This is a genomic window from Granulicella pectinivorans, from assembly GCF_900114625.1.
In the GTDB taxonomy this organism is placed as follows: domain Bacteria; phylum Acidobacteriota; class Terriglobia; order Terriglobales; family Acidobacteriaceae; genus Edaphobacter; species Edaphobacter pectinivorans.
The window spans coordinates 2,754,856-2,767,938 of record NZ_FOZL01000001.1; the positions used below are offsets into that span (position 1 = coordinate 2,754,856).

The 13,083-nt window shown below is 60.0% G+C and carries 7 protein-coding genes; 4 read left to right on the top strand and 3 right to left on the bottom strand.

Going from position 1 to position 13,083, the window contains the following annotated elements; genetic code table 11:
* The first annotated feature begins 33 nt into the window (after positions 1–33).
* Positions 34–1,035: a LacI family DNA-binding transcriptional regulator gene (locus BM400_RS10910; protein ID WP_089839192.1), complete on the top strand. Its 1,002-nt coding sequence runs from the start codon at positions 34–36 to the stop codon at positions 1,033–1,035.
* A gap of 48 nt (positions 1,036–1,083) precedes the next feature.
* Here BM400_RS10910 and BM400_RS10915 read toward each other — a convergent pair whose 3' ends face one another.
* Positions 1,084–4,446 carry a TonB-dependent receptor gene (locus tag BM400_RS10915; RefSeq protein WP_175528977.1) on the bottom strand — a complete coding sequence of 1,121 codons (3,363 nt, stop codon included), beginning with the start codon at positions 4,444–4,446 and terminating at the stop codon, positions 1,084–1,086.
* A gap of 319 nt (positions 4,447–4,765) precedes the next feature.
* Between BM400_RS10915 and BM400_RS10920 the strand changes: the two genes are divergently transcribed.
* Positions 4,766–5,692, top strand: a complete 927-nt coding sequence (locus BM400_RS10920; protein WP_089839194.1) for an EamA family transporter — start codon at positions 4,766–4,768, stop codon at positions 5,690–5,692.
* Here the strand turns inward: BM400_RS10920 and BM400_RS10925 are convergent.
* Positions 5,667–6,779, bottom strand: a complete 1,113-nt coding sequence (locus tag BM400_RS10925; protein WP_089839195.1) for an aldose epimerase family protein — start codon at positions 6,777–6,779, stop codon at positions 5,667–5,669. The two genes, BM400_RS10920 and BM400_RS10925, sit on opposite strands and share 26 nt — an antisense overlap.
* A gap of 26 nt (positions 6,780–6,805) precedes the next feature.
* Positions 6,806–8,512 (bottom strand): sulfatase-like hydrolase/transferase, encoded by a 1,707-nt coding sequence (locus BM400_RS10930; protein ID WP_089839196.1) that lies wholly within the window; start codon positions 8,510–8,512, stop codon positions 6,806–6,808.
* A 169-nt stretch (positions 8,513–8,681) separates the two neighbouring features.
* On the opposite strand from BM400_RS10930, the gene BM400_RS10935 reads away from it, so the two are divergent.
* Entirely contained in the window at positions 8,682–10,739 is a 2,058-nt protein-coding gene (locus tag BM400_RS10935) for an alpha-L-arabinofuranosidase C-terminal domain-containing protein (protein ID WP_175528978.1), read from the top strand.
* Positions 10,740–10,840: 101 nt separating this feature from the next.
* Positions 10,841–13,051 carry an alpha-galactosidase gene (locus BM400_RS10940; RefSeq protein WP_089839198.1) on the top strand — a complete coding sequence of 737 codons (2,211 nt, stop codon included), beginning with the start codon at positions 10,841–10,843 and terminating at the stop codon, positions 13,049–13,051.
* Positions 13,052–13,083: the final 32 nt, after the last annotated feature.

The window sequence follows — 13,083 nt, forward strand, 5'->3', positions numbered from 1 at the left end:
GCTCTATACTGGGGGAGCCGTCCCTGTCTCCTTATGGATATTCGACAAGTTGCCAAGCGCGCCAAGGTCTCCACAGCGACGGTGTCCCGTGTGCTGAACGATTCACCCAGTGTGCGCGAGAAGACATCGGCCCATGTGCGCAACGTCATCGCCGAGATGAACTATGTGCCGAACACGCACGCGCGAAGCCTGCGTGTTGGCAGAGCCCGCATGTATGGGTTGATCGTCTCGGACATCAACAATCCATTCTTCCCCGAGCTGATCGATGCCTTCGAGGCTCTTGCCGCGCAGCAGGGAATCGATGTCATCTTCATGCACACGAACTACGATCCCAAGCGTCTGCAAAGCTGTATCCGGCGCATGGTGGAGCGCAGCGTGGATGGCATCGCCGTCATGACCTCGGAGGTCGATCTGGAAGCGCTCCAGATGGCTCCGGAGCGGGTTCCTCTGGTGCTGATGAACCAGCCCGCATTCAAGGACCGCTACCGCAATGTGCCTGTGGAGTACGCAACCGGCTTCCGCGAAGCTCTTGAGCATCTTCGTGAACTTGGCCATACCGACATCGGCTTCATCTCCGGGCCTTCTACGCTTAGCTCAGCCAAGCGGCGACGTGAGGAATGGAGTCTCGCGATGAAACGTTTGAAGCTTCCGGTGCGCAAGGGGTGGGTGATCACCGGAGACATGCGCATGGAAGGGGGCGAGCGTGCGATGGCGGAGCTGATGGCACTCGAGGAGCGCCCGACTGCGGTGCTGACCTCGAACGACCTGATGGCCGTAGGGGCTCTGCAGGCTGCCTCGCATGCTGGTCTCTCGGTGCCTACCGACGTGTCGATCATCGGCTTCGACGATCTTCCCATTGCCAGTATGGTGATGCCGCCGTTGACCACCATTCAGCTTCCCCGGCGCGAGATTGCGGCCTATGCGTTCGCCAGCCTGCTGCAGGCCACGCGTGATGGGATGGTTGCGAACTCCGACGTCGTCCACCCTACGCTGATCGTGCGCAAATCGACCGCTGTCGTCCCCCCAAGAAGATAAGGGGTGAGCCATGGCTCACCCCTGGTTTCGAGTGTTGTTCAGGAAACGTCAGAAGTTGAGCGTTCCGCCGAGCTGGATCTCGCGGTTATCGCGCTGCGTTGCCGTGATCTTTCCGAAGGAAGCGCCGGCCGAGACGCTCGAGTTGGGGTTCGCGAACTGTGCATGGTTCCATGCGTTGAAGAATTCGCCGCGGATTGTGAACCTGGTTTCGCGGTACAACGAGAACGACTTGTGTATCCCGGCATCCCAGTTGTTGAGTCCGGGCCCCGTCAGGCTGTCGAAGGCCGCGTTGCCGAAGGCCGCACGTGCTCCAGCGGGCAGAGCGCCGTTGACGAGGTTCACGGGATCGGTCGAGGGATCGCGATAGCAGTTCTGCGTCACATCCGCGACCAGAGGCGTGAGCCAGTAGTGGCCATTGGTGCGAACGCTTCCGCTGGCCCGGTCACTTCCCCCGCAGTACTGGTTCGCACGAATCAGCCCAGGCGACCATGCCGTATTGTTCGGTGCGCTTACTGTGAATGGATTGCCCTTCTGCATCGTGGTGATGGCATCGATATCCCATCCTCCGACGACGGCATTCAGAACCGGGTTGATGTTGCTGCCGAAGTGACGTCCACGTCCTACGGGCAGTTCCCACACGGCGCTCACAACCAGCGACTGCGGCACATTCGAGGTGGTGAGGCCGTAGTCGCATGCGATCAGGCAACTGCGACGCTGGTTAACCGTACCGTTCGAACCCTGCTGCGCGGCGGCCATCGCCTTCTCGTACGTGTAGTTTGCCAGGATGCTGAGGCCCTTCGAGAACTGCCTTTGGAACTTCACCAGAAGCGCGTTGTAGTTGCCGTAGCCAATGCTGTCGACTTCCTGCATGTAGCTGTACTTGCCGTTATACGGGTTATTCGCATCGCGGCAGTACTGCGACCCCGGTGCGGAGCAGTCGAAGGGGTTGTAGTTGAGCGCAAGGTGGTGCGAGACATTGCCCAGGTAAGCCGCATCGATCAAATACTTGCCGAAGGTGTGCTGGATATCGACGTTCCACTGCTCGACATAAGGAGAACGCTGGGTCTGGCTGAGGTATTGGATCGGGCCGGTGATGGCGTTGGCCTGGGTCTGCGTGATCTGCCCGACTGTCACCGAAGGAAGCGCATTGGTTCCCAGCACATAGGTTGGGTAAGGCTGCGTGTTCGAGACTGCATTGTTGATGGTGATGACCTGCGACACAATTGCGTACTGCGCGTTCACATCCTGCTGTGTCGTGTAGTAAAGCCCGAACCCGGCACGAAGGACGGTGTTCTTCAACATCTGCGGTTGCCAACTGAATCCGGCGCGCGGAGCCCAGTTTGTCATGGTCATGGGGAAGACTTCGGGGTTTACCTGGCCGAGTGCCGCGAAGGTGGGGAGGCCTGCGGTGAAGTTGAAGCCGTGGATCAGGTTCTTGTCGGGACCGCTGGGGTTGGGTGGCGTGGCCCCATACCAGGCAAGCGCAATATTCGCGGTGAAGTTCGGCATGATCTTCCAGGTGTCCTGGATGTAAGGCTCTGCCGTCGTCCAGCGGAAGTGCGTGCGCGGCATGCCGATGGACTGTCCGCTGGCCAGGTCGCCAAGCAGGAAGTCGGCAAACGAATTGCCAGCGGCGATGCTCGAATCGACTGCAAATCCGCCGCTGCCGTTGGACTTGGTCTGCGCGGTGAAGTTGCCGTTGAAGTTGAAGACGCCACGCGCATTCGCATTGGCGCTCGACTGGATCGTGCGCAGGTAAGCAATCTGGAATCCGAACTTGATCTGGTGTTTCCCGTGCAGCCAGTTGAACCCGTCATGGATCTGGTACACGTTGTCGATGTTGCCGATGAGCCCGGTGGAGGTGCCGAAGCCGGAATAGCCGTTGGCGAGCGCGATGCCGGGGACACCGTTCTGGTCGGCGGTGCCGGTAATGTTCAGCGCGTTCTGCAGGCCGTTGACGGAGATGCCCTGATCGTAAACGGAGTCGCGAATCACGCCCATGCGAAGCTCGTTGACCTTGTTGGAACTGAGCGACCAATTCCAGCCCAGATTCACCAACTCCGTATCGAGGGGGAAGGCCGTACCCTGTCCGGGGAAGAGCCCCGGAGAGGTGACGGGCGAGTTTAGCCAGTTACCCTGTGCGAAGACCTGGTTCCTTTCATTCACGTTGTAGTCGATGCGTCCCATGAACTGGTCGGAGTTCAACTGATACGGAGCATTGCCACCGACATTGTTGGCCGCAGGCACCGGACCGGCACCCGGCAGATAGTACTTCAGCAGGCCCGTCGCTGTGCTGGTGATGCGCGATGCGGGAATCTTGTTGCCGGCGAACTGCATGCGCTGGCCCGTCGTGGTGTTCAGCGTGGTGGGATCGAAGATCGGTGTGGAGAGCGCCGAAAAGTCCCCGCCGAACATCGCTGCCGTCGGTGTCTGCGCGTTGATCAGTACCTGTTGGTTCTGGCGGTAGCCCTCGTAGTTGGTGAAGAAGAAGAGCTTGCCCTTCAGGATGGGTCCGCCGAAGTCGAAGCCGAACTGGTTCTGGTGATACTTGCCTGGCGCAATGGGCACGCCCGCCGAGGTGATGCCAAAGTAGTTGCGAGCCTGCATCTGGTTGGTGCGAACAAACTCATACAACTCGCCGTGATAGTGGTTTGTGCCGGATTTTGTTACAACATCGACGATGCCGGGGTTCGGTCCCATATCCGGCATAAAGAAGCCATAGTGCACCTCGAACTGATCGATGGATCCCGTCGACAGGTTCAGCGAAGTATTGCCTGCACGACTGCCCACGGTCTCCAGGCCGTTGACCACGTACATCGTGTAGTCCGGCTCATTGCCAGCGATGTTGATCGACATCCCCGGGTGGCCGGTCTGCGCGACCGAACCATTCGCAGCGCCCGCATTCGACTGCGCGGCCCCTGAGAGCAGGCCAAGCTGCAGGAAGTTACGTCCGTTCAGAGGAAGCTGCTCCACGCTCTGCGGTCCGATCACTGTACCAAGGTCGTTCGATTCCGTATCCAGCAGGTTCGCGAGACCGCTGGCATCGACCTCCACGGTCGCGGATGAAGAGGCAATTGCGAGCTTCGCGTTCTGCGTTGCGTGCTGTCCGACCGTCACGTTGAAGCTCGACACCTTGTACGAGGCGAAGCCACCCCTGGCTACCTCGATGGAGTAGAGCCCCGGGGGGATGGAAGGGAAGGAGTAGCTGCCCGAAGCGTCCGACGTCGATTGCAGCTTTACGCCGGTCGAGGTGTTCACCAGGCTGACGCTGGCATCCGGAATCACAGCGCCGGAGGTGTCGACGACAGTGCCCTGAATGGATGAGGTGCCGCTCTGAGCGCTGAGGACGGCCGGGCAGATCGCGAGCAGGATGGTCAGTACGAGGGAGATGAGCTGTTTCTTCAGATGCATACGATCCTCCAGATCAAATGGCCTATCGAGGGCCCAAAACGGGTTGCACATGCCGTGAGGGGAGTGAAGCGATCCCTTATTCATTCGCGATGTAATGCATTTCATTACTGACTGCACTCAACCCTGTGCGCCGCTAGCCCGATGTCTTCATTCGGCCTGCGATCAACTCAGGGAGTGAGTCTTGTAATGCATTACATTGCGGCGAATGAACTATCGGCCTTCGCAACATCGTCTGTCAAGGAGAATCATCAAAAGAGGCCTTTCCCTTTCAGCATACCGCGCCGTCCGTCAACTGCCCAACCTGCCGTTATCATGATCCATGCTTACAGGCAGGCGGCTTCAGATCTCTCTCGCGTTTGGATCTGTGTACATCCTCTGGGGATCCACCTTCGTCGCGATCCGGTATGTCACGCAACTCCTGCATCCAGCCTTTGTCTCGGGACTGCGCTATATGATCGCGGGTGTTCTCTCGATGGCATACCTGCTTCTTCGCCGACGTTCAGTAGCCCTCTCCGGTCGTGAGTGGGGTCAGGTTACGCTCCTCGGCCTGCTTATGTTCACCATCAACACCACGCTCGTCAGCTATGGCGGACGTGTCCTCTCAGCCGGTCTCACGGCTTTGTTTGTCGCCTCTATCCCGCTCTTCCTGGCAGCGTTGGAGGCCTTACTGCCCGGTGGGAGCACCATGAACGCCCGCGGCTGGATTGGCACACTTACCGGATTTGCCGGTCTCGCCCTCCTTACCAGCCACGGCATGCGCGGACAACCGCTTACCAGTGAGACGACACTGGCGTGTCTCGCGCTTCTGCTTGCGGCGTTCGCCTGGGCCGTCGGTTCGGTCATCGCCCGCCGCATGCCGATGTCTGCGTCACCCCTGCTTCTCAGTTCCTGGCAGATGCTGATCGCCGGTGCGATCAACATGTTGATCGGGATAGCCGCCGGTGGCATGAGGTCCTCGCAGTGGACGCGGGGTGCATGGCTGGCGATGCTCTACCTCGCCATCTTTGGCTCCATTGCGGGCTATACCTCGTACATGTTTCTTCTTCGCCATGTAAGACTCTCGGCTGCCGCGACCTACGCCTATATCAATCCCATCGTCGCTGTGTTGCTTGGCTGGCTCCTGCTCCACGAGACTCTCCACGGCGTTGAGTGGGTGGGGATGGGCATCGTGATCGTGTCGGTCGCTGTGGTCATTGCCTCTAAGTCTCCTGCGGCAAAGCCTATCTCGGCCGTATCCCAAACGTGAACACCGTCGTCGATCGGAACACCTCTCCCGGCCGCAGTGTGGTGGTCGGAAAGTTGGCATGGTGCGGTGAATCCGGATAGTGCTGCGTCTCCAGGCAAAACCCGGCGTGCTTCTCATAGGGCTTGCCGCTATAGCCCTTCACCGATCCGTTCAGGAAGTTGCCGGAGTAGAACTGCACCGCGGGTTCCGTGGTCGATACCTGCAAGGTGCGTCCACTGCCGGGATCGAACACCTCCGCAGCCCTACGCAGCTTCCCACCGGCAGGCTGCAGGACGAAGTTGTGGTCATATCCACCTGCCAAATCCAGTTGAGCGTGATGCCCTCCCATGCGTCTTCCGATCGGCGTCATTGCCCGGAAATCAAAAGGAGTCTGGTCCACGCGAAGCACTTCGCCCGTGGGAATCAGCCCGGTGCCAATCGGCGTATAGCGGTCGGCGTTGAGTTGAAGCTCCTCATCCAGAACATTGCCACTCGCCTCGCCGCCCAGGTTGAAGTACGTGTGATTCGTCAGGTTGATTACCGTCGCCCTGCTCGTCGTCGCCGTATAGTCGATCCGCAGAGATCCACCCATGAGCGTGTAACGTACGTGGACGGTCAGAGCGCCCGGAAAGCCCATCTCTCCATCGGGACTCAGCAGCGTGAATTCCACGCTCCCCTTGCCGTTGGCCTTGCCCTTCCATAGTTTGCGGCTGAAGCCCTCAGGCCCACCATGCATCGCGTTGGCGTTATTGTTGATCGGCACATGCCAGGTCTGCCCGTCTATCTCAAATGTGCCACCCGCAAGGCGGTTCGCGTACCGCCCGATCGTCGCTCCGAAGTACGCCTTCGGGTCCGCCAGATACTGCGCCGCGTTGTGGAACCCGAGCACCACGTCCGTGCGCTGCCCCTCTCGATCCGGGGCCTCGATGCTCACGATCCTTGCGCCATAGTCGGTAAGCTGCACGCGTATATGTCCGTCCTCGAGCGTATACAGCGCGATAGGACGTCCATCATCCATCGTTCCCCAGGAACCCCGCTTCACCCTAGCCTGCAAACTGCACGTCACCAGCAGAAGAAGCGCAACCGGCGCAAAGTGTTTCAACGTCATAGGAGGCGCTCCAAAGGAGGGGAGAATCAGACCGGTGCGGTAAAGAGCTGCATATCGCCTTTTGCTTGGGGCAGGTCGGCAAAACGAGCCAGACGAAACTCCGCCCAAAAACCAACCCAGCGCGGATCGGCCTGCAACGCAGTGCCAAGGCGGTTGATGAGTTCCTTGCGCACCGTCGCGTGGGATGGGCTATCGATCAGGTTGACTGCATCGACGCTCTCGAGGTCATACAACTCATCGCATGTAGAGCTGCAGTTATACGCATAGAGATAACGCCTTCCGTCCGCTGCCCGATGCTGCATCCCGCATGCAAAGTTGACGCCGACGTGCCATCCGCCAAAGAACAGCAGCGTGCGTTCCTCGCTGCCTTTGCCGTCGCGTAGATAAGGAAGCAGAGAGATGCCGTCGAACTTGGCCTCGGGCACAATTCCGGCAAATCCAAGCAACGTCTGGGACAGATCCATGAGCGATACCGGGGAAGCGACCGTGGCATGTGCCCGCGGCATGGAACGCGGACTCTTTACGACGAAGGGTACACGTAACACATCCGGATACAAATACACGCCCTTATCCACCATCGCTCGCCGACCGTTCATCTCTCCATGGTCTGAGATGAAAGCAACCACCATCTCTTCATACAGCCCGAGGTGTTTCATCCGCCTTAAAACCATGCCGATCACATGGTCCACCAGTTCCATCTGCAACGCATAGGCAACGCGATACTCCAGCAGCTTCTCCGGCTCGTAGATCCCCCAGTACCGCCGGTAGACATCGACGATCTCAGGCTCATTCTCCGCTCGCTTGAAGTCGCTTTTCTGCGCATCCCTGTAGGTATCGGGCAGCGTCATCAAGGCGCGCAACTCGCGTTCCCGCTGCTCGAATCCAGCAGGAATGGAGAAGGGCTGGTGCGGATCGAAGATGTCGAGCTGAATATACATTGGATGCCGCTTGCCCGATCCATTGGCCAGCAGGCCCTCCACCGTCTCGATCGCCTTCTTGGCCAGGTAATAGCTGTAGTGCGCCTCCAGCGGAAACGGCTTCCCATCTTCCTGCACGATCCATCCACCGGTGGAGTTTCCGGGAGTTTTTCGATCCTGCATCTTGAAGACGATCTCCCGCGAGTACTTCTGCTGCTTCACGCCGAGTGAACGCTGGTACGCGAGGAAGTCGTCATCGTCGAACACCGGAGGCGACCACCGATCCCACGGCTGGTCGTTCTCGCCGAACGCATCCAGAAACTTCTTCGTGCCCACATGGCACTTACCCACCTGCCGTGCGATATATCCGGCTGCCTTCAGATACTCCGGAAATACGATATCGTCTGGACGAAGCTGCGTTTCCAGTCCCTCCGGGGCGCGTTCACCATTGCCCTGGATGTAGCTGTACCGCCCCGTCAGATACGAAGCCCGCGAAGGGGCGCACAGGGGCACGGTGCAGAAGGCATTTTCAAAGAACGTTCCATCCTGCATCAACGAGCGAATGTTGGGAATGTTCACATGCTGCGAAGCCGGCCGCGCGGGATGATAGAGATCCGGGCTGACCATATCGGCGCTGATCAGCAGGATATGGGGGGCCTTGCCGCCCTCCGCCCGCTGGAACGGGCCAGCGCCTGTGCGCTCCTGCGTAAATTTGAGCGGGCGTGTCCTGCTATCGGATTGAGCCTGCTCCCCATAGAGCAGGCCGCCTCCAAGAAGGGTTCCTGCCGAGAGCGTAAAGAAGTTGCGCCGGTTCATGCCTGGACCTCGGAAGTATGCAGCGAGAACACAGTATAGGTTCAACGATGTCTCTGTAAAGCATTACATTACTCTCAACGCGTAACCCACACAAATCCTGCATACCCTTGACAGTCCAGGCTGGGAGTCAGTAGCGTGACTTCGTGTAATGGATTACAAGAAGGACCTCATGCCAGCCCTACGACCCGCCCATCTCCTCGTCGCTTCACTCCTCACGACCGCTTGCCTGGCGCAGGTGACGGCCGGCAGGCCTATGCCGAAGACCGTCAAGGTCCATGTGGACCCCGCGGGCAACCAGGGCACGGTGCCTCCGCACCTCTTCGGCGGCTTCCTCGAGCCTATCGACTCTTCCATCAACAACGGCGTCATCGCCGAGATTCTCGTGAACGGGAGCCTCGAAGCCGGCCTCTGGAATCACGCCATGCTGGAGCAAATCTTCCGCGACCAGCCCGAATTGATCGACTCGACCAACCAGACCGGGATTCCAATCCCATGGCAGCCACTCAACAAGGCCGCAGGCAACCGCTACGAGCTGCACGTCGGGCATGCCGCCAACAGTTGGCAATCGCTCGAGATCATGGGCACGCCAGACGATCTCACCGGGATCAAGCAGCGCGTCTACCTGCCGGTCCCCCGCACGGATGGCTACCGTGTCTCGCTCTACGCAAGACACGGTAGTGGGCCAACCCGCCTCAATGTTTCGCTTCGGTCGCGCAGCACGGACAAGATACTCGCCACCGCCTCCATTGAGGCTGCGGCAGGGGAGTGGACGAAGTACGCCGCGAAGCTCCAGCTCAAGCTCAATGACGTGCATCGCCTCGAGCCCGTGGATTTCGCTATCTCCGTCGAGGGCGATGAGCGGGTGGACCTCGACCAAATCTCCCTCATGCCGGACGACGCTCTTGGCCCCTTCGATCCTGAAGTGGTTCGCATGTCCGAAGACATGCACATGACGGAGCTCCGTCTCGGAGGAAACTTCATCAGTTACTACCACTGGCGCGACGGTATTGGTCCTCTCGACAAGCGCGTCACCATGGAGAACATCGCGTGGGGCATCCCGGAATACAACAACTTCGGCACCGATGAGTTTCTTGCCTTTTGCAAGCTTGTCCATGCCGAGCCGCAGTTCAACCTCAACATGGGCAGCGGCACGCCCTCCGAGGCAGCCGACTGGGTTCGCTACATCCGCGAGCGCTACCAGGGGCCCTTGATCCTCGAGATGGGCAATGAACTGTATGGCCATTGGCAGGTCGGCTATCCTACCATCCACGAGATCGCGCCCCGCACTCTCGCCTTCAGCCAGGCCTTGAAGCCTCTCGCGAAGGACGCCATGCTCATGGCGACCGGCGAATCCCCCAACCAGTTCGAGGCATGGAACGCTGCGCAGTACACCAACCCGCCCGGCACCTTCGATCTTCTTACGATGCACTTCATCACCGGCACCAACCACGTCCGTCTCGCGCCTTACACGCCCGACTTCATGGCCGCCGCCGCCTACGCCGTACCCCATGCGCTCGGTGCCCATCTCGACAGCATGCAGGCCCAAATGGACGCTGTTCCTGGTTACAAAGGCAAGGCACATTTCGCGATCACCGAATGGCTCTTCAATAGCAAAGGCGAGGGCGAGCGCAACTTTACCAACGAAAGCCCAAGCTCCCGCAATGAAGGCGGGGCCGTGATGGTTGCCGCAACCTTCAACACGTACTTCCGCCATAACGCCGAGGTCAAGCTCGTCGACATGACCGGCCTCATGGAGTTTGCCGGCATCTGGAAGCGCCGCGAGCAGGTCTTCGCCTCTCCCGCCTACTACGTCTTCCAGCTCTATGCCGCAGCCAAGGGAGATACGGTTCTGCCGGTCACCACCGATACCGGCACCTACAGCGTTAAGAACGGCACCCAGGGCTACGCCGACGTCGCCGATGTCCCTTATGTCGATATCGTCGCTACACGCAGCAAGGACAACCGCACCATCACCCTTTTCTGCGTCAACCGATCGCTCACTGACGATGCCCCCACCGAGATCGATCTCGGCCCATCCCTGGTATCGGGCGTTGCAAAGGTCGATCAGATGACGGCAGTCTCGCGCTACGTCATGAACGACGAGGTCGAGCCGAAGCGTGTCGTCCCGCAGGTGAGCGGCCTGAACGTCGAGGCCAGGAAGCCCCTGCATCTCACGCTGCCGCACGAGAGCGTAACTGTGATCCACCTTCAGGCCGCATCGAAGTAGAAACAAGCCGTTTTCACAAAAATGCGGCCATGCAAGCCGTTGCACTCCCGAAGTTGCTACTGTAGTAGCGATACTTTTTTGAGCAACAGAAGGGGAGTGCAATGCGTTTGATCTCAGCCTGCATCATGCTGCTTTTCACCGTTTCACCGGTCGTCCGTGCCCAGGATCCGGCACCCGCGCACATCAGTTTCGACGAAAAGACACGTGTCTTCCGTATCGATGGTGGAGAGAGCACCTATGCCTTCGGCGTGAATCCCCAGGGAGCCCTCGAGACCGTCTACTGGGGCGGGCGTTTGCAGCCCAGCGACCCTCTTCCCGCAGCGCGTTCCGCCGTGGGAGCTCTCGCCTTTGAGACGGAAAACGGGCTTGCCCCGCAGGAGTTCGGCGGCTCCGGCGCAGGTATGGTGGTGGAACCTGCCCTGAAGATCACCTTCCCTGACGGCGTACGCGACCTCGTCCTGCACTACGTCTCGCACACCCTTGCCGCGGACAAACTCACCGTCACTCTGAAGGACATGAGCCGCGATGTGGTGGTTGTCCTTACCTACACGGTGGACTCCGCTACTGGCGTCATCGGACGCTCCGCTCTGATTGAAAACAAGACGAAAGCGGCTTTCCAGATTGAGAAGGCCGCCGCCGCCAGCCTTAACCTGCCCATCGGCGAGACCTACCGGCTCAACTACCTCACCGGACGCTGGGCTGGCGAGTTCAACCTCCAGCAGGTGCCTCTCCAGCCTGGCAAGACCGTCCTCGAAAGCCGGCGCGGCTCCACCGGTCACCAGAACAACCCATGGTTTGCCATCGAGCGCAGCGCATCGACCGACGAGGAGCACGGTGATGTATGGTTCGGCGCCCTTGCCTGGAGCGGTTCATGGAGCATCTCCATCGAGGAGGATCCACTCCATCGCGTCCACGTCGTCGGCGGCTTCAACCCCTTCGACTTCGGCTACAAGCTCAACCCCGGCGAGACCCTTGAGACCCCCATCCTCTATGCCGGCTTTACCAAGAATGGTCTCGGCGGTGCCTCCCGCACGATGCATCGTTTCGAGCGTGCCAGCATCATGCCCCGCACCACCGTGCGCCCCGTCCTCTACAACTCCTGGGAGGCCACCGAGTTCGCCGTCGACGAGCCCGGTCAGGCTAAGCTCGCCGAAGAGGCCGCCAGCATCGGCGTCGAACGCTTCGTCATGGACGACGGCTGGTTCGGCCAGCGCAAGGATGACCATGCCGGACTTGGCGACTGGTACGTCAACAAGCAGAAGTTCCCTAATGGTCTCAAGCCCCTCATCGACAAGGTTCATGCCCTCGGCATGGACTTCGGTCTCTGGGTGGAGCCCGAGATGGTCAACCCCGACAGCGACCTTTACCGGAAGCACCCCGATTGGGTCCTCAACGAAACAGGACGCCCGCGTACCGAGTCCCGCAACCAACTCGTCCTCAACCTCGCCCGGCCCGATGTGCGTGCCTACGTCCTCGGATTCCTCGATAAGCTCGTCACCGAGAACGACATCGCTTTCCTGAAGTGGGACTACAACCGGAACTGGTCCGAGCCCGGCTGGCCCGCCGTCGCGCCCGATGAGCAACGCAAGGTCTATGTCGAGTATGTTCGCAATCTCTACGGCATCCTGCGTGACCTGCGCGCCAGGCACCCGAAGCTTGAGATCGAATCCTGCTCCGGCGGTGGTGGACGTGTCGACCTCGGCATCATGGGCCTGACCGAAGAGGTCTGGACCTCCGATAACACCGACCCCCTCGACCGTCTCACCATTCAGGATGGCTTCAGCTACGCCTACACCCCGAATATTATGATGGCCTGGGTCACGGACACCGGCTGGGGCGGCACGGGCCGCACCACCTCGCTCGACTACCGCTTTCTGGTCGCGATGCAGGGATCGCTCGGGATCGGCGCCAACCTCAACAAGTGGACCCCCGAAGACTTCGCCAACGCGAAGCGCCTTGTGGCCGACTACAAGCTCGTCCGCGAAGTGGTGCAGCACGGCAGCCTCTATCGCCTGATCTCACCCCGCCACGACAGCCCCGATTCCGCCACCGAGACCGTCTCGCTCGACCGGTCGCAGGCCGTACTCTTCGCCTATCTGCACTCCGGTCACGAGTCCTACCCGTATCCCACGATCCAGCTCAAGGGGCTTGACCCGGAAGCCCAGTACCACCTCCGCGCCCTCGAAGGCTCATCCGCGGCCAATGCTCCCGCATCCGCGAGCGGCCGTTATTGGATGGAGCATGGCATCACGCCGCTGATGAAGGGAGACTTCAAAGCAGCCGGATTTTTTCTGACCAAAGCCGCTCAGTAATAACGCTCGAAGGCTTTCCGGAAGGTATGGTC